This is a genomic window from Polynucleobacter sp. MWH-UH2A, from assembly GCF_018687195.1.
Lineage (GTDB): Bacteria > Pseudomonadota > Gammaproteobacteria > Burkholderiales > Burkholderiaceae > Polynucleobacter.
The window spans coordinates 1,392,787-1,410,271 of sequence record NZ_CP061321.1 but is presented as its reverse complement, the minus strand read 5'-3'; the positions used below and the strand labels follow the sequence as shown (position 1 = coordinate 1,410,271).

The following is a 17,485-nucleotide window of genomic DNA, read 5'->3' as shown; positions in this document are numbered from 1 at the left end:
CGTCGATAACGTTCAAGGACATTTTATGAAACGATCATTTTCTAAAGTACTAGGCACTTTGGTAGTGACTTTAGGCTTGTCACTCACGCTAGTCAGTGGCATGACTTTTGCAGAACGCGCGCCAATGGCGCCGCTACCCTCACCGAGTGGTGTAGATGTTCCACCATCATCAGTGCCTGCAAATCCAAATGCCTTGGCGAATGGAACGCAAGCGCAGTCACAGCCTGCAAACCCTTCCATTTTTACGACTCCTAATAGCGACCCACAAAACTATGTGAGCATTCCGGATAAGCAAGCGGGCGTATTGATCCAGCGCGCTGGTCAAGAATGGCGTGTGATTCGTAACGGGGTTATTACTGTTTATGGTGGCTGGTTGTTGGCAATTGCTTTCTTTGGTGTCATTGCGATGTACACCGTTAAGGGCTCTATAAAACTACATGAACCGCTGTCTGGGGTAAAGATCAAGCGCTTCAGTGGGCTTGATCGCTTCACGCACTGGATTATGGCATTTAGCTTTTTAGCTCTTGCCTTTACAGGATTGTTGATTCTGTATGGTAAGTATTTTGCAATGCCTTTGATGGGCGGAACGGCTTACGGTTCTTTCTTAATGGTCTGCAAAAATATTCATAACTTCACAGGCCCATTATTCACCCTCAGCATTGTGGTGTTCTTCCTCCTGTTTGTCGGTAAAAATACTCCTGAGAAGGGCGATCTTCAGTGGTTGCTCTCCTTTGGCGGAATATTTAGCGGTAAACATGTGCCATCAGGTTTCTTCAACATGGGTGAGAAATTCTGGTTCTGGTTCGGTATGACATTCTTGGGCTTAGTTATCTCGGGTTCTGGATTTGTGCTCGATATGATCGTTCCATTTATGGATATTCAGTATTTGCGTGGCACGATGCAAATTGCCAACATCATTCATAGCAGTGCCGCGATCTTGATGACCGCAATGGCGATGGGCCACATATATATTGGCACAATCGGTATGCAGGGTTCAATCGATGGTATGAAAACTGGCTATGTCGATGCTACATGGGCTAAAGAGCATCATGAGCTCTGGTACAACAAAGTTAATAAATAAGGACAAAGCCATGAAAAAAATCATCGCTTTCGTATTCGGTGTAGCAATTGGTGGAACTGTTCTAGCAGCATTGCCTCCGTTGAGTCCAGAAGCACAGGCAGCAGCAGATTTGGCTAAAGCTAAAGCGGCTTATGGCGATAAAGTAGCCGCATATCAGCTTTGTCAGGCGCAAAACAGGGTGGCTGATAAATATCGAGTATCTGGCACACCAGCTCCCGCAGCATGTGTTGCGCCACCGCCATTTGTTGCGCCTGTAGCTGCAGCTCCTGCTCCAGCACCAGCTGCAAAATAATTACTCAGAAATCAGTTCTTGATGTAAGTAGCGTTTCGCTGCTGCAGATTGTGGATTTAAAAAGAAGGGGCCTGCGGGTCCCTTTTCTTTTATCTCACCCTGATCAATAAAGACAATATGTTCGGCCAGTCTTTGTACTTGAGCGAGTTGGTGTGAAGAAAAAAGAAGGTCGGCGCCATTCTGATTGAATTGACGAATCATTTCTTCCACTTGCTCAGTAGTGTTGGGGTCAAGATTTGCGGTGGGTTCGTCCAATAAAACCAGATTGGGTTTTTGTAAGATTGCCCTAGCAAGGCAGAGTTTCTGACGCTCACCTGCCGAGAGTTTATGCGCAGGAGTCTGTGCTAATTCATTAAGACCTACTTGTTTAAGCGCAAGATCAATCTCTTGATTGCTAATAGAAGCATCTACCTCTCTCACCAAAGCCATATTGGTTCGCGCTGATGCCTTAATCATGGGGGTGTGGTGGAGTACTAAAGCAGTTTTGCTAGCAAATGAAAATTGAATGGTGCCCGTATCGGGTTGAATTAGTCCGGCCAGCAACTTGAGGAGTGTAGTTTTGCCTGCACCATTGGGTCCAATGCAGGCGGTAATCCGATCTGCTGGGATCAAAGCGTGAGGAATATTGAGAATCGTTCGATCATTTCTGATGACGGTAATATTGTTAAGTTCGATGAATCGTTCAAATTGCTCGTGTGTATTAGCCATAGCGACGCTCCACAATTTGTCGCATGGCAAAAGTAAATACATTTGCTAAGAGAACGATAGTTAACAAGATGATGCCTAGCGCTAGCGCTAAAGGTAAATCACCCTTGCTGGTTTCTAGGGCAATTGCTGTGGTCATCGTTCTAGTTGAGTGATCAATATTGCCGCCCACAATCATGACGGCGCCCACTTCGGAAATAGCCCTAGCAAGACCCGCCAAAATAGCAATCGTTAATGAAAAGCGGCAGTCCCAAATTAGCCATTTGTAGCGAGAGAATGGGGGCAGGCGCAGACTTAAAAAAGAGTCACGATGAATCTTCCAGGAATCCTCTAGGATTTGTCTGCTGAGGGCTGCAATCAAGGGGGTTGTTAGTAAAGTTTGGGCGAGCGTCATGCCCTTAGCGGTAAAAAGCCACCCCCAAGCCCCTAACGGTCCCGAGCGCGATAGCAATAAGTAGACAATAACCCCAATAATCACCGTGGGAACTCCCATTAAGGTGTTGAGCGCCACAATAATCGCCTTTTTCCCTTGAAATTCTTCGGTAGCCAGCAATGCCCCGATGGGAACCCCAAGGAGCGTCCCAAACAGGAGGGCGGTCAGGCTAACTTGTAGCGATACCAATACGATGCCCAGTACGCCACTATCTAGGTGAGCAAGTAGAGCAAAGGCATCATGAAAGGCGGTCAGCATGCGCTTGATTCTATCAAGGCAATGGCAAAATGACTGAAATGAGACCAATTTCCCTTGTTTTTGACTTATGGCCGAAATAGTTTGCCTCTGTAATGAGGTCCTTGATATTGATTTGCGTGAGTACCTAGATGCCCACCCAATCAGCTCTATAGATGAGTTGAGGGAGCAGGCATCAATTTGTAATAAATGCATGCAATGTCAAGATTTAGTTGAAAGTGAAATTTATATGGCGAGAATTCGACGCCAAAATACTGCGGGATAGTCTTAGTGACTCAAATGCAAACTACTCGCTTTACAGTAATGAGTATGAATGTGCACAAAGGGCTATCTCCTTTGCACCGTCATTCAACAATTTATCAATTGCGCCAAAAAATGCGTAGCCATCATCCAGACATTTTGTTCTTGCAAGAATTGCAGCAAGAACATCGTGGGCGTATTCGCCGTTTTGGGCAGTGGCCAATGACAGAGTTAACCGATTTTTTGTCTGAAGATTTTTGGCATGATTGGCATTACGGAAAAAATGTCGAGTACCCAGATGGTCATCATGGGAATGCGATTCTTTCAAAACGCCCTTTACTTAAGGGAAATAACTATGATATTTCTGCATATCGATTTGAAAAGCGCGGCTTGCTTCATAGCATGATTCAATTTGATGGGCTTGGGCCAGCTATCCATTGCTTTTGCGTTCACTTAGCCTTGTTCGAGCGCGGCAGAGAACGTCAAGTTGGGGAAATTATTCGCTATATCGAAGAATTGACCGATGGTGCACCTACGATTGTTGCTGGTGATTTCAATGATTGGCGTAATCGGGTAGGGGTGCCTATGCGTGATGCTGGTTTTAATGAGGTTTTTGAGCAACTCACGGGCGCTCCCGCGAGGACATTCCCAAGTGTGAGGCCGATTCTGCCCATGGATCGGATTTATGTGCGCGGGCTTAAAATTCATTCAGTGGAAATTTTGCATGAATGGCTCAAGCTATCGGATCATTTGGGTATTGCTGCTGAACTGGAATTGGAATGAACGTCATCTCTTATATCTTTGGATCTGTTTTTGGGTTTTCACTCATTTGGATCCCTGTCTTACATGCCAGCATCGTTCTTTTATTTGGTCTTTATCTCATATCGGCTAGAAGACCTGTGGGAGTGGCATTTGCTTGGTTCCTGATCGTCATTTTGGTGCCGCTAATTGGTATATCGCTTTATGTCTTAATTGGTGAACGCCCTGTGGGTCGTAAGCTCACTCGAAAAATTGTTCGCATGAATCATGAGTACGAAAAAGTCGCTCAAGAAATGCGTCAAGAATACATTGCAGACCGAAAAAAACTACCGCCGGAGGGTCAAGCGCTTAGCCTGCTTGCACAATCGCGCAATGGATCACCAGTTGTTGCCGGTAATAAGATTGACTTACATACAGAGTCATTGAAGATATTGCAGCTCTTTATTAAGGAGATTAATCAAGCTAAAAAGAGTTTGCATTTGGAGTTTTATATCTGGGCTTTGGGTGGAGATGCAGATAAAGTGGGCGAGGCTCTCATTGCTGCTGCCAAGCGTGGCGTTGCCTGCCGGGTGCTATTGGATTCGCTGGGTAGTAAAGATTGGTTTAAGTCGCAATGGCCAGCGCGTTTTCGTAGTGCTGGTATTCAAGTAACGGAAGCATTGCCAATTCAGTTTGGTCGCTTTCAGTTTCGGCGCGCAGATTTACGTTTGCATCGCAAGATATTTGTTATTGATGGCGCCGTTGTGTGGACTGGCAGCATGAATATGGTCGACCCACGCACGTTTAAGCAAGACTCCGGTGTTGGGGAATGGGTTGATGCCATGGTACGAATTGAAGGCCCCGTAGCAGCGCAATTTGAGCTCACCTTTGCTTTTGACTGGAGTGTTGATAATCCTAAAATCACGCATTTCAATGATCGCGAACCGCCTGCATCACCTCACGAGGGGGCAGCTTTAGCTCAAGAGTTCTCATCTGGTCCGGTGTATCGGGATGATATTTTGTATCAGGTGCTCCTTTCAGCAATCATGGATGCGCGCCAGGAGCTCACCATCACTACTCCCTATTTTGGTCCAGATGATGGCTTGATTCAGGCTTTAATGGCCGCTGCGGGTAGGGGGGTTAAGGTCACCTTGATTGTTCCAAAACTCAATGACTCCACATTGGTTGCGTGGAGCAGTAAGAGTTTTTATTCGGACCTCATGGGTGCTGGCGTTCAAATCGCGGAATTTCATGGGGGTTTATTGCATACCAAGAGTTTGCTAATCGACAAGCGTATTGCGATATTTGGATCGGTTAATTTTGATCAGCGTAGTTTGCGTTTAAATTTTGAGATTAGCCTCATTGTGTATAATGAAGCATTCTGCGCTAAGCTGGAGAAATTAATCGAAACCTATCTCCAGCAATCCGATTTTGTAGACCCTAAAGTATGGGCAAGACGTCCTCGTTGGCATCATTACTTTGAGAACGCGGCGCATCTTGCTTCACCCCTGCTTTAAATTGCTCCGCTAGCGCGCATTTGTGCAATATCTTCGGCGCTCATGCCGAGCTCTTTAAGAATGGATTCGGTGTGTTGGCCCACTGCAGGGATAGGATCCATCCGGAAGTCGTAGCTGTCGTTTAAGCCGGGTGGTAGAAGGGCGGCGATATTACCTGCTGGCGTACCAACTTCTGTCCAGCGTTGGCGTGCCTTTAATTGCTCATGCTTCCAGAGTCCTTCCATATCATTGAGTCTGGCATTTGCAATTTGAGCTTTATCTAATCTTACGATCACTTGTTCTGCAGTAAGCTTCGCAAAGCATGCATTAATTATTTCTAATAGTTCAGAGCGTTTTTCATTGCGCTTGTAGTTTTTGTCAAAGCGTTCATCTTTGGCTAGTGCGGAATTTTCTAAAACAATTTCACAAAATTGAACCCACTCTCGTTCGTTTTGTAGACCGAGCATGACTGTTTTGCCATCACCTGCTTTAAAAGGGCCGTATGGGTAGATGGTAGCGTGTGAAGCGCCATTTCTAGATGGAGGGTTAGCGCCCTTATAGGCGTAATACAAAGGAAAATTCATCCATTCACTTAATGCTTCCAACATCGAGATATCAATGACTGTGCCCTTGCCAGTTTTTCCTCTTTGCAAAAGGGCGGCCAAGATATTGGTATAGGCATACATGCCAGCAGCGATGTCCGCAATCGAATTTCCTGCCTTGCTTGGTGTATCTGGAGTGCCGGTAATGGATAGGAATCCTGCCTCACTCTGAATCAAAAGGTCGTATGCTTTTTTATCGCGATATGGGCCGTCATTGCCATAGCCAGAAATTGCGCACAGAATCAGACCAGGGTTATCTTTTTGTAGCGCTTCTGGGGTGAGCCCCATACGGGCTGCGGCACCCGGAGCTAGATTCTGAATAAATACGTCAGCTGTTTTGAGTAAATTCTTTAAAACATCTAAGGCAGCGTCTTGCTTGAGGTCGAGGGTAATACTTTCTTTTGACCGATTTACCCAAACAAAGTGAGAGGAGAGTCCTTCCACCTGAGTGTCATAACCTCTTGCAAAGTCACCATCACCAGGACGTTCAATCTTAATAATTCGGGCCCCAAGATCCGCTAGTTGCCTTGTGCAAAAAGGTGCGGCGATGACATGCTCTAAGGCAACAACAGTAATCCCGTCTAGTGGACGAACGCTCATAATTGATGCCTATTAGAAAGAACGTGGAAGGCCGAGAATATGCTCGGCAACGTAGGAGTAAATCAAGTTAGTAGAAATTGGAGCTACTTGATAAAGGCGAGTTTCCCTAAATTTGCGCTCTACATCATATTCATTAGCAAATCCAAAGCCGCCATGGGTCTGCAAGCAAACGTTGGCCGCCTCCCAGGAGGCTTTAGCTGCTAGGTACTTGGCCATATTGGCTTCAGCACCACAAGGCTCTTTCGCATCAAAGAGATTGCAGGCCTTAAAACGCATCAGGTTGGCCGCTTCAGTCTCAATATAAGAGTCCGAAATGGGGAACTGAATACCTTGATTCTTGCCGATAGGGCGGTCAAACACAACCCGTTCATTGGCATAGCGACGGGCCTTATCTACAAACCAGTAAGCATCACCAATACACTCTGCCGCAATCAGCGTGCGCTCAGCATTGAGACCATCGAGGATATATTTAAAACCTTTGCCTTCTTCGCCAATCAGGTTCTCAGCAGGAATTTCAAGATTGTCAAAGAACACTTCGTTGGTTTCATGATTGACCATATTGGCGATTGGCTGAATGTCCATACCCTTGCCAATCGCTTCTTTGAGATCAACGATAAATATCGACATGCCTTCGGATTTCTTGGTGACTTCTGCAAGTGGAGTAGTGCGTGCCAAGAGAATCATTAGATCGGAATGCTGAATACGTGAGATCCAAACCTTTTGGCCGTTCACCACATACTTGTCACCCTTTTTAATCGCTGTAGTTTTGAGTTTGGTTGTGTCAGTACCTGTGGTTGGCTCAGTAACCGCCATTGTTTGTAAGCGTAGTTCGCCAGTAGCAATCTTTGGGAGATATAGTTTCTTTTGAGTCTCAGACCCATGGCGCAATAAAGTGCCCATGTTGTACATCTGACCATGACATGAGCCTGCATTACCGCCAGAAAAATTAATCTCTTCCATGATGACGGAGGCTTCAGCTAAGCCTAGACCAGAGCCGCCATACCCCTCAGGAATCAAGGCTGCCAACCAACCCGCTTGGGCCATCGCATCCACAAATGCCTCTGGATAGTCGCGCTCATGGTCAATCTTTTGCCAATAAGCAGAGTCAAAGCTGCCACATAAATCTCGTAATGCTTCGCGCATGTCTTGGTATTGATCGGGCTTTGGAATGGGGTGGTTCATGATGGATTTCTATGGCTATTAGGTGCAAACCATTAGTTTAAGCAAGATTTGAAAATCGCGAGGAATGCTCAATCTTGCTTAAGCTTAAAATGAAGGGGTCTAATATGAAAGTAGTTCTATTTTGAAAAAATTCGGAGTTTTTGCTTGATAGAACAAGCACTTCAGCACTTTTTTGACTGGTTTGGCATGCCTTCGGTTGGTTTGCCTGCAGTTTTTATCAGTGCCTTCGTTTCGGCAACGCTATTACCCCTTGGATCTGAGCCAATCTTATTTGGTTATATCAGCCTAAATCAACAGTTATATTGGGTGGCTATTCTGGTGGCGACGGTTGGCAATACTTTGGGCGGTATGCTCGACTGGTGGCTTGGTTACCTTGCGCGTCAAGGAATGAAGTCTGTAGGCGAACCAAAAAACTCTCGACTGAAAGTTTGGCTTGAAGATTGGGGGCCGAAGATCCTATTGCTTTCCTGGCTTCCTGGTTTTGGTGATCCCCTATGCCTAGCGGCAGGGTGGCTCAAGCTGGCATGGCAGCCCTGCTTAATTTATATGTTTATTGGCAAGTTATTGCGCTACTTAACAATGACTTGGCTTCTTACTTTAGTGCCTGAAAGTTTCTGGCACCAGTTTGGTCATTGGCTGCATTTAATTTGAGATTAAACCGCGCAGTATTTCTGTTGTATCTCATCATTGTTGAGGAGATTCTGCGCAGTGTCATGAAAAACAATCTCACCTTGATCCAAAATATAAGCACGATCTGAAATTTTCAGCGCTTGTTGTACATTCTGCTCAACCAGCAAAATAGTCAGACCCTGTTGCTTGAGTTTGGCAAATAGTTCAAACATTTCATCTACGAGTACCGGCATGATGCCTTCGGAGGGCTCATCCAGCAGAATGACTTTGGGCTTCGCGATCATGGCACGGGCAATTGCCAGCATCTGTTGTTCTCCGCCTGACATGGACGTGCCATCTTGCTGGAGGCGTTCCTTAAGTCTTGGGAAGGTTTCAGCGATTTCATCGACGAGAGCGGCCATGTCCCCGCGATTTTTTTGAGCGATGACGCCCAACTCCAGATTTTCTTTCACGGTTAGACCTGGAACAATACGTCGATCTTCTGGAACATAAGCCAGTCCAAGATGAAAGCGTTCGTGCGCAGGTAAATCCAGAAAAGAGATGCCATCAATAGATGCTTTTCCTTGGCGCTTTGACAGTAGCCCCATGAGGGAACGTAGGGTAGTAGTTTTACCAGCGCCGTTGCGGCCCATTAGGGTAACGATTTCACCCTTATTCACTTGTAAAGAAATGCCTTGGAGTACATGACTGCGGTCATACCATGCATTTAAGTTTTCAATATGCAACATAGATAGCTTTCGAATTAACCTTGACCGAGATAAACGCGGCGCACTTCGGCATTGTTCTGAATTTCTTCGGGAGTGCCCTCAGCAAGAAACTCACCATGATGTAGGACGATGATGCGCTTGCATAAACCCATAATGAGTTTCATTTTGTGTTCAACCAAAATTACAGTACGTTCACTTGCAAGCGTACGAATAAGGTCCATCATCACGAGCGTTTCTTCTGGGGACATGCCGGCGGTGGGCTCATCCAGCAGTAGCAGGCTGGGATTGCAGGCTAGGGCCATAGCAATTTCTAAGGCGCGTTGCTGGCCATGGGCTAAATCTCCAGTCTTCTTGTTGCGAAGGTGCTCTAAATTAACCCGTTGCAATAATTGGTCGGCGATTTCAATGGGACTTGGGTAGGATTGTGCATTTCGTAGAAAGTTATAGCGAGCGGTTTCCATTTGAGCAGCAACTCGAACATTTTCATGAACACTCAATTGCTTGAACACATTAGTAATTTGAAAGCTCTTAGAAATACCAATCCGCGCAAATTCATGCTGCTGCATACCCGTAATGTCTTTGCCATTAAATAGGATCTGGCCGCTTGATGGGGGAAATGCGCCACTTAATACATTGAAGAAGGTGCTCTTTCCTGCGCCATTGGGACCAATAATGGCAGTCAGGGTGCCAGGCATGAAGCTGGTAGATACATTTTGTAATGCTTTGAATTTCCCAAAGCTCTTACTGATATTACGTGCCTCAAGGATAGGCGTTGTAGTTGTGCTGTTCATGATTTCGAATCCTGATTAATTTGTAGCTTGCTCAAAATAGTTCCCCAAATTCCTTTGGGGAAGAACAGTACAAAGAACATGAATACCAAACCAACTACTGCCATCCAATGTTTCGTAAAGGTGGTGACAACGTCCTCGAGATACAGCATGACTGCTGCGCCAACAAAAGGCCCAAAGAAGGTTCCCATGCCGCCTAAGATGCTCATCATGACTGCTTGCCCTGATTGCAAATAATGCAGGGAGTCAATTGGCACAATAGAGAGGTGAAGTCCGCGTAAAGAACCCGCTAAACCGCAAATTCCAGCAGAGAGAACAAATACCAAGAGCTTTGTCTTGGCTACATCAAAGCCGCAAGCTGCAGCTCGTTTTTCGTTCTCACGTATGGCTTCCATAACTGCCCCTAGTGGCGAGTTCAGAATGCGTGAAATCAGCCAGATGGCAATCACTACAAAAAATAAAATGATGTAATACTTCACCATAGGGTTGAGAAAATCTACGGGTACGCCAAGTACATTAAATGGATCTACGCGCACACCGCGCAAGCCATTCTCGCCACCAGTCAGACTTTCTGCTTTGTAGAAGATGTAATAAACGATTTGTCCTAGGGCTAGAGTCACCATCGAGAAATAGATACCTCGTGTCCGAATGGCTAAGAATCCCATGATGAGTCCGCCGATAGCAGCGCCAATGACGCCAGCAAGAATAGCGACACCCCAAGGTAAGCCATAGTGAACAATGCCGATGCCAGTGAGGTAGCTACCAATACCAAGAAATGCGGCATGACCAAATGAGAGGAGGCCCATATAACCAAACAAAAGGTTAAAGCCCATCGCAAACAATCCAAAGATGAGGATGTTAATTGCTAGCGCCTCATAAGGCATGATGAATGGAAAGATTGCCAAAAAAATCGTGCTTGCTAAAACACGGTGGCGAGCAATAAGTTGAAATAATGAATTCATAAATTGACGAGGCTCTTAGCCCATTGCCCCCGCTTTGCCAAACAGACCTTGTGGACGAATTAATAAAACTACGGCCATCAATACGAAAATAGAAAGCTCAGCAAGGTCTGGGAAAAATAGAGAGGTCATGCTGTATACAACACCGACTAACAAACCAGCAACAACCGCACCTACTGGTGAGCCCATTCCGCCGACGACAGTTACCACAAAAGATTCAGCCAAAATGGGAACACCCATTTCAGGATTGACTGAGCGAGTGGGTGAGGCAAGAATTCCTGAAAGTCCAGCAATCGCGCAACCTAAACCAAATACCAATAGCCAAACCTTGGCGATATCAACCCCAAGAACCTTGACGATCTCTTGGTCGGCGGCGCCTGCTTTGATAATGAGGCCGTAACGCGTTTTTTGAATAAGAAACCATACGCCCAAAATAATTAGTGCGGTTGCGCCAATTAAGAAGAGTCTATATTTCGGAAAGTATCCAATACCTACATTGATTGATCCGCCTAGCCCATCTGGAGTGATTGAAGGTAATCCTTCAATGCCAAAAGTAACCCGCATCACTTCAATCAATACATAAGAGAGACCAAATGTGAGCAGCAATGGATAGTCTAAACCTCGACCGTAGAGAGGTCTTACTAGAAAACGTTCGGTTAGTAAGCCAAGGCAACCAGTAAGAAGGGGTGTTAACACCAGGCTAAACCAGAAGTTTCCTGTAACGCCTAGAAAATAAACACCCAAAAATGCACCCACCATAAAGAAGGCGCCATGAGCAAAATTCACTACATTGAGCATGCCAAAGATGAGGCATAAGCCAAGCGCTAGAAGGGCATAGATACTACCTAGGGCAATACCTGTAAGTAGCTGCATGCATAAAAGTTCAAATGTCAGACCGGTCATAAATGTACTCAAAATTCTCCCCAATCAAAGCAAAGGAAAGGGGGCAGAGAAGGTCTCTCGACCTTCTCTGATTTAGGTATTAGGCTTTGTGGCCCAACTCTGCGCAGGTGCGCATGTTTTTCTCAGTAGTGGGTTCAATTGTCAGAATATTGAAGACATCATATTTGTCTTTCATATTCTTCGATTTAGACTCCACGATGATGACGGTCTGAACAGCCTGATGATCACACTTGCGATAGTACTCAGGACCTTTGTACCAGTCGTATTTGAGATTTTCCATCGCAGATACCACTTTCATGGTCTCAGTAGACTTTGCAATTTTGATTGAGGCAAGTACGCTCTTAATGCCGGCATATCCCAATGCGCCGTAGTCAGATGGAACAGAGCCGTTATACATTTTACGGAAGGCATCATTAAATGCTTTGGCCGTAGGAATGCGATCCTCTAAGCCCCAGTAGTATCCAGTTCCACCGAGGATGCCTTCAAATGCTTCAGGACCTCCTGCTAAACGGGCTGTGTACAACAACACTGGCGTCACAATCTTCATGCTGGACTTGAGACCAAAGTCAGTACACTGTTTGGCGGCATTCACCAAATCACGACCAAAGTTACAAAGCACCAAAATATCTGGGTTCAGCGCTTTAATGCGTGGCAAAAATGCAGAGTAGTCTGAGGCACCTAATGGATGGCGGATATCAGCGAGGGTAGTAGCACCTAATTCTTTGCCGGCGCGCTCAAATGCTCGCACCATTTCATGACCATAAGCATAGTCAGCCGTTAAGAAAACAATTTTTTTTCCATAGCGTGGAATAGAGTAACGTGCTACCGCGCCAGCTGTCATTGTTGGGTTTAAAGACTCATGGAATGTATACACGCTCCAGTCTTTTGCTTCGTTAATTGCATCGGATTGACTGATGGAGTTGAAAAGAACTTTGCGCTCTTTGCAGACTGCATTAATAGAGAGCTGAGTTGCAGCGGAGAGTGACCCCACTACATAATTCACCTTATCTTTTTCAATGAGCTCAAGAGTGCGAGTAGCTGCTTCGCCAGGGTTGAGTTTGTCATCGCGAACTAACAGTTCAGCCTTGCGGCCATTAAAGCCGCCAGCATCATTAAATTCTTTAATAGCTAATTCAGCGGCCTTCACCTGGTCTTGCGCTTCTGCTGAGAATGGACCTGTTAATGGTGTTGGAAAACCAATCTTGATAGTATCGGCTTGGGCGTTAGCAACATTGAGCCAAAGTGGCGTGCTTGCAGCAGCTGCGCCGCCAATTAACATCTTTCTTCTAGCTTGATTCGTTACTTTTTGTTTCATGGTTGTCTCCTCCAAAAACCGGTTTTAATAAACTACTTTTTTGTTATGCAAATCTTAACTGAATGCGCTCTTTTTAGTGAGCAGACTCAGGCACTGCCTTTCCTTGTGCTAATAAATCACTTATATCAATAGCCGTTTCTGCCATTACGGTGCTGGCATTTCGTTTTAGGTTGTCAGTGTCTCTTGTACCTTTGGTGCCTTGAGCTTGCATATAGCGGCCCAGATACTGCGCCCTAGCAACAACTTGTTGCCCTAGTTTGAGACGCTCATCGCTGTAGGCTTGTAATGCTTCTGGGCTCGCTCCTAATTTAGCAATATGTTTTCCGATCACCATGGCTTCATCACCAGCCTTGGTCACACCCATGCCCACATGAGGTCTGCCAACAAATGCGGCATCGCCCATCAGGGCAACCCTGCCAAACACAATTTGTTCAGAGCGCACATCGTAGATGGCTTGCAAAAATGGGGCGGCTGTTTTTTCAAGAATCTCGGCGTATTGAGGGGCCAATATTTCTCGGGCAGCTTGACGCATATGTGCAATATGCTTCCACGATACCTTGAGTGGCGGAATTCCTGTGGGGTAGTGGTGACCATCATCATCGGTGAGTAAGCTAACCAGCTCTTGATCTTCAGATGCAGGGCGATACCAGACAAAGTTATAGCGGCGCTTACCAGGGCGGGTGTCGTTTCCAGAGCCTGCCACAGGGTATCCCAGCATTTGTTCTCCGTCTGGAAGGCAAAAGCCAAAACGGTTAAATAAAGTATCTAAAGTGTGTTGCGATAAGCAGGCCTCATCGCAAACGCCACGCCACGCAATATAGCCTGCGTATTCCGGTTGGATCTGTGGCGCAACTTGAGCTCTTACTCCTGATCGGATTCCGTCTGAGGCAATCAAGAGTTCTGCTTCATATTGACTACCATCCTCACACTGAACTCGGACAGACTTCTCATCTTGAGTTAGTGCTTTAACAGCCTTGCCTTGCAGATAGCGTTCGGCTGGGAAGTTTTCCTTGAGCATGTGATAGAGCCTGCTCCAGGATGTCAATATTTGGGGTAACCCCATTTCGCCTAGATTCTTGCCGTCACCACCGAGAGTAACCCTCTGAGAGACGGGTACGCCAAGCGTATGGTCAACCGTAACACCAGCAGCCTTAAGTGCCTGCGCTAAAGCGTCATGGGTAACAATTCCTGCGCCACGGCCATCTAGTGATCCGGTCGCTTTTTCAAGCAAGGTGATGTCGTGACCTTGTCTAAGCAAGATATTTGCTACAAATAAACCCCCTAAGGAGCCACCGACGACGAGTATCTTTGCCATTGTTTGCTTAAGCAGTCTTTGCATCCAATGCGGCTTTTTCTGCCGCTGGGTAATTGAGTTCGATGACAACCCTATTAGGATCATCTAAAAAGATTTGATGCAGTTTTAATACGGGAACTGTCCGTTCGCGATAGGGAATGTGAAGTGACTTCAGTAAATCAATTTTTTCTTCTAAACCTTTTGCAAAAAAGGCAATGTGGTCTACGGCGCCAGATCCATGTAATGAACTAGGATCGCGATCGCCGAGATATTTCTTTAAACCATTAGGATCATTTTTATCAATTGCAATCAAATGCAGAACTGCGTTTGCCCAATCATTTTCATCGCCGTTGTATAACCAAACCCCCGGAAATGGAAATTCAGGTCGTGGCCCAACTGTTAAACCTAATACTTTGCTAAAGAACTCGGTAGTTTTATCGATCTCAAGACTGCGAATAGAGAAGTGGTTTAGGCTTAAATTGGACATGATTCCCTTATTGGTTAAGCAAAAATAGTTTTAGCTGACTGCAAATAGGATTGAACGCGATCGCGAATGATTTCTTCTTGGGTATCTGGGATATCGGCAGCATATATGGCCTGACCATAGATCCAGCGTCGCATGCCAATGTAGAAGATGCCGCCGTGTAGACCCATTAAAAACTCTAACTCTCGTTCACTTGGTTTCGAAGTCGAAGGACGTTTACAGAACTTTCGAGTTTCACGAATCAGTCTTGGCAGTAGACGTAAGCGAATTAACTCAAAGAAGCGGTCGCTAATTGAATGGTCACTTAAGCCAGAGAAAATTAAAATCCGTACAAAATCGTAAGTAAGAACCGTATTTGAGTAGTCGATGTAAAAGGCGATAAATTTTTCTTCTGGCGTCAGTTTTTCATCATCTAATAGTTGCTCCCACTCCGGCTTCCAACGGGATTCGAAAACTTCTTTATATACCTCTTGGATAAGCGCATCTTTTGTTGGGAAGTAGTGATAGAGGAGAGTGTGGGTTACGCCTAATTCTTTAGTGAGATTGCGGAGTTGCCCATCGATTCCGTAACGCGCAAAGAACTGAATTGCGCGATCTAGGATTTGGCGCTTGCGTTCAGCCGTGTTCATCCTGCGACGAGCTGGAGCCACCGATTCAGTGGAAATCTCCTCTGGATTTGGGCTAGAAACGCGATCTTCTGTAAAACGCATGGGCTCTCAGGGTTTATCCGAATTAAGACTTATTGACCAAAAGTTAAATAATGGTACATTGTTGAACAATTGGTAGATAAGACTCTATCCGTACAAACCCGAAGGAAGCTCAATGGAACTTAATGGCGAACAACTGATATCGGCCTCAATCCCTGATGTTTGGAGGGGTTTGAACGATATTGATGTTCTGGCCAAGTCCATTCCGGGTTGTGAGGAGATCAGCCGTGTCTCGCCTGAAGAGGTGCATGCGAAGGTCATGTTCAAGATTGGACCTGTCAGGGCGCGATTTTCAGGAAAGTTGCTCCTGAGTGATGTCATTCCGGATCAGTCTTGCTCAATGGCGTTTGAGGGCTCTGGTGGTGCAGCGGGTTTCGCAAAAGGGCGATCACGCGTTGAACTCAAGGCGACTGATGGGGGTACTTTGGTTTCGTATACGACTGAAGCTTCCATTGGTGGAAAGTTGGGGCAGATTGGCGGACGCTTAATCAGCGCTTCCGCAAAAAAGATTGCAGATGATTTTTTTCAGAAGTTTGCAAAAGAATTAGGCGGGGAGACAGTGGCACTAGATACAAGTGCTGGTAGTGAGTAGTAAAAAAATAAAAATAGTATTGAGTAGTAAGCATAAGAAAAAAGCCGCTAAGGCTTGCATTAACTGGTAGTGGAGGAGACAAAATGAAAGCAGCTGCATTTGATTATGTAAAGCCCAAGGCTTTGAGTGATGCCTTGTCTTTGCTGAAACAGGGTGGCGATGACGCTAGATTGATCGCTGGTGGTCAAACACTCTTGGCAACTTTAAACATGCGCCTATCAGAGCCAAGCGTCTTGATTGACATTACCGATGTTCAAGAGCTTAAGGGTATTTCTGTCATTGGCGACCAATTGCGAATTGGTGCTTTAGTTACCCATACTGAAATTGAAGATTCAGAATTAGTTGCGAAGCATGCGCCTCTTTTGAGGGCTGCTGCACCACACATTGCCCATAGAGCAATCCGAAATCTAGGCACTTGGGGCGGCTCCCTTGCGTATGGTGATCCTGCCGCTGAATGGCCGGCCTGTAGCCTTGCATTGCGGGCGACTATGGTTATTCATGGTCCTGCGGGAGAGCGCAAAGTTACGGCAAACGATTTTTTCGTTGATCTTTACACCACTGCATTAGAGCCTGATGAAATTTTGGTTGCTACAGAAATTCCATTAGCACCTAGTAATCAAGTTTTTTATTTTCATGAGCTTGCAAGACGACATGGAGATTACGCGGTTGCCGGATTAGCAGCAGTAGCACAAAAGGATGGGACTACTTTAAGTCATTGTGCATTTACTTTTTTCTCGGTGAGCTCCACCCCAGTGATGGCAACTGCCGCCCAAAATTTAGTGAATGGTAAGCCGCTAAATTCTGAATTGATTGCAGAAGCAGTCGATGTGGCTCGAGATGAAATCGATGCAATTGCCGATATCACCAATAGCGCTGAGGCAAAGAAGCATTTAATCGGTGTTTTGCTTGAGCGCGGACTCAAGCATTTGCTCGCATAGTTATCCAAATTAGTTGGAGAGTTGAAATGAGTTTGAAGAAAAAAATATCTATGACTGTCAATGGCACTTTGGTTAATGCTGAAGTTGAGCCACGTCGCCACCTAGTAGATTTCTTGCGGGAAGATTTGCATCTGAAGGGGCCACACTTAGGATGTGAGCAAGGCGCATGTGGGGCATGCACAGTTAAGGTTGATGGCCAAATTATTCGGGGGTGTTTATATCTCGCAGTGCAGGCCGATGGTTGCGTGGTTGAGACCGTAGAGGGTCTTACCAAAAGTGGTGTATTAGCGGATCTACAGGAATCATTTATGCGTCATAACGCAATGCAATGTGGCTTCTGTTCATCGGGCATGTTGCTGGCAGCTGCTGAGCTCGTCGAAAAGCAACCAAAGGCAAGCCGTGAAGAAGTCCGTGAGTGGATTTCTGGAAATTACTGCCGTTGCACGGGATATCACTCCATCGTTGATGCCATCGTGGATGTGCTGAATGCGCGTGCTAAGGGTCAAAAAATTAAACCAGTTACCGCTCACGCATAAGCAATCTA

Annotated in this window: 20 protein-coding genes; 8 read left to right on the top strand and 12 right to left on the bottom strand. The window is 45.8% G+C overall.

Going from position 1 to position 17,485, the window contains the following annotated elements; all coding sequences use genetic code 11:
• Nucleotides 1–25 precede the first annotated feature (25 nt).
• The gene (locus tag IC571_RS07380) at nucleotides 26–1,081 is read left to right on the top strand and encodes a formate dehydrogenase subunit gamma (RefSeq protein WP_215315675.1); all 1,056 of its coding nucleotides are present in this window, start codon (nucleotides 26–28) and stop codon (nucleotides 1,079–1,081) included.
• A gap of 10 nt (nucleotides 1,082–1,091) precedes the next feature.
• Nucleotides 1,092–1,373 (top strand): hypothetical protein, encoded by a 282-nt coding sequence (locus tag IC571_RS07375; protein WP_215315674.1) that lies wholly within the window; start codon nucleotides 1,092–1,094, stop codon nucleotides 1,371–1,373.
• Here the strand turns inward: IC571_RS07375 and IC571_RS07370 are convergent, their stop codons facing one another.
• Together IC571_RS07370 and IC571_RS07365 are read right to left on the bottom strand one after the other, a co-directional pair.
• Entirely contained in the window at nucleotides 1,374–2,081 is a 708-nt protein-coding gene (locus IC571_RS07370) for an ATP-binding cassette domain-containing protein (protein ID WP_215315673.1), read from the bottom strand. It abuts the gene before it with no gap.
• A complete protein-coding gene (locus tag IC571_RS07365; protein WP_215315672.1) occupies nucleotides 2,074–2,769 on the bottom strand; it encodes an ABC transporter permease in 696 nt (231 codons plus the stop codon). The genes IC571_RS07370 and IC571_RS07365 overlap by 8 nt, the downstream gene beginning before the upstream one ends.
• A 276-nt stretch (nucleotides 2,770–3,045) precedes the next feature.
• On the opposite strand from IC571_RS07365, the gene IC571_RS07355 reads away from it, so the two are divergent.
• Both IC571_RS07355 and cls read left to right on the top strand, forming a co-directional pair.
• A complete protein-coding gene (locus IC571_RS07355; RefSeq protein WP_251373565.1) occupies nucleotides 3,046–3,789 on the top strand; it encodes an endonuclease/exonuclease/phosphatase family protein in 744 nt (247 codons plus the stop codon).
• On the top strand, nucleotides 3,786–5,261 hold the full coding sequence (cls, locus tag IC571_RS07350; RefSeq protein ID WP_215315669.1) for a cardiolipin synthase: 1,476 nt from the start codon (nucleotides 3,786–3,788) through the stop codon (nucleotides 5,259–5,261). The genes IC571_RS07355 and cls overlap by 4 nt, the downstream gene beginning before the upstream one ends.
• Here the strand turns inward: cls and IC571_RS07345 are convergent.
• Nucleotides 5,258–6,442 carry a CaiB/BaiF CoA-transferase family protein gene (locus tag IC571_RS07345; protein WP_215315668.1) on the bottom strand — a complete coding sequence of 395 codons (1,185 nt, stop codon included), beginning with the start codon at nucleotides 6,440–6,442 and terminating at the stop codon, nucleotides 5,258–5,260. The two genes, cls and IC571_RS07345, sit on opposite strands and share 4 nt — an antisense overlap.
• A gap of 12 nt (nucleotides 6,443–6,454) precedes the next feature.
• Nucleotides 6,455–7,624 (bottom strand): acyl-CoA dehydrogenase family protein, encoded by a 1,170-nt coding sequence (locus tag IC571_RS07340; RefSeq protein ID WP_215315667.1) that lies wholly within the window; start codon nucleotides 7,622–7,624, stop codon nucleotides 6,455–6,457.
• A gap of 144 nt (nucleotides 7,625–7,768) precedes the next feature.
• Here IC571_RS07340 and IC571_RS07335 point away from each other — a divergent pair, with 144 nt between their 5' ends.
• Nucleotides 7,769–8,275, top strand: a complete 507-nt coding sequence (locus IC571_RS07335) for a YqaA family protein (RefSeq protein ID WP_371742887.1) — start codon at nucleotides 7,769–7,771, stop codon at nucleotides 8,273–8,275.
• A gap of 2 nt (nucleotides 8,276–8,277) precedes the next feature.
• On the opposite strand, the gene IC571_RS07330 is transcribed toward IC571_RS07335, so the two are convergent.
• The 8 genes from IC571_RS07330 to IC571_RS07295 form a co-directional block, all read right to left on the bottom strand.
• Nucleotides 8,278–8,982, bottom strand: coding sequence for an ABC transporter ATP-binding protein (locus tag IC571_RS07330; RefSeq protein WP_215315666.1), 705 nt, complete (start codon nucleotides 8,980–8,982; stop codon nucleotides 8,278–8,280).
• 14 nt (nucleotides 8,983–8,996) lie between these two features.
• Complete coding sequence (locus IC571_RS07325) at nucleotides 8,997–9,752, bottom strand: ABC transporter ATP-binding protein (protein ID WP_215315665.1); 756 nt, start codon at nucleotides 9,750–9,752, stop codon at nucleotides 8,997–8,999.
• Complete coding sequence (locus tag IC571_RS07320; RefSeq protein WP_215315664.1) at nucleotides 9,749–10,711, bottom strand: branched-chain amino acid ABC transporter permease; 963 nt, start codon at nucleotides 10,709–10,711, stop codon at nucleotides 9,749–9,751. Before IC571_RS07320 ends, IC571_RS07325 begins: the two co-directional genes overlap by 4 nt.
• A 15-nt stretch (nucleotides 10,712–10,726) precedes the next feature.
• Nucleotides 10,727–11,611 carry a branched-chain amino acid ABC transporter permease gene (locus IC571_RS07315; RefSeq protein ID WP_251373304.1) on the bottom strand — a complete coding sequence of 295 codons (885 nt, stop codon included), beginning with the start codon at nucleotides 11,609–11,611 and terminating at the stop codon, nucleotides 10,727–10,729.
• A 79-nt stretch (nucleotides 11,612–11,690) separates the two neighbouring features.
• Complete coding sequence (locus IC571_RS07310; RefSeq protein WP_251373302.1) at nucleotides 11,691–12,926, bottom strand: ABC transporter substrate-binding protein; 1,236 nt, start codon at nucleotides 12,924–12,926, stop codon at nucleotides 11,691–11,693.
• A gap of 73 nt (nucleotides 12,927–12,999) precedes the next feature.
• Nucleotides 13,000–14,241, bottom strand: a complete 1,242-nt coding sequence (locus IC571_RS07305; RefSeq protein WP_215315663.1) for an FAD binding domain-containing protein — start codon at nucleotides 14,239–14,241, stop codon at nucleotides 13,000–13,002.
• Between the two features lie 7 nt (nucleotides 14,242–14,248).
• Complete coding sequence (locus IC571_RS07300) at nucleotides 14,249–14,707, bottom strand: glyoxalase (RefSeq protein ID WP_215315662.1); 459 nt, start codon at nucleotides 14,705–14,707, stop codon at nucleotides 14,249–14,251.
• Nucleotides 14,708–14,721: 14 nt separating this feature from the next.
• Entirely contained in the window at nucleotides 14,722–15,414 is a 693-nt protein-coding gene (locus IC571_RS07295; protein WP_215315661.1) for a TetR/AcrR family transcriptional regulator, read from the bottom strand.
• 112 nt (nucleotides 15,415–15,526) lie between these two features.
• Here IC571_RS07295 and IC571_RS07290 point away from each other — a divergent pair, with 112 nt between their 5' ends.
• The 3 genes from IC571_RS07290 to IC571_RS07280 all read left to right on the top strand — a co-directional run bounded on the left by IC571_RS07290 (nucleotide 15,527) and on the right by IC571_RS07280 (nucleotide 17,477).
• Nucleotides 15,527–16,003 carry a CoxG family protein gene (locus IC571_RS07290; protein WP_215315660.1) on the top strand — a complete coding sequence of 159 codons (477 nt, stop codon included), beginning with the start codon at nucleotides 15,527–15,529 and terminating at the stop codon, nucleotides 16,001–16,003.
• An 83-nt stretch (nucleotides 16,004–16,086) separates the two neighbouring features.
• On the top strand, nucleotides 16,087–16,941 hold the full coding sequence (locus IC571_RS07285; protein ID WP_215315659.1) for a xanthine dehydrogenase family protein subunit M: 855 nt from the start codon (nucleotides 16,087–16,089) through the stop codon (nucleotides 16,939–16,941).
• Nucleotides 16,942–16,967: 26 nt separating this feature from the next.
• On the top strand, nucleotides 16,968–17,477 hold the full coding sequence (locus tag IC571_RS07280; protein WP_215315658.1) for a (2Fe-2S)-binding protein: 510 nt from the start codon (nucleotides 16,968–16,970) through the stop codon (nucleotides 17,475–17,477).
• Nucleotides 17,478–17,485 lie beyond the last annotated feature (8 nt).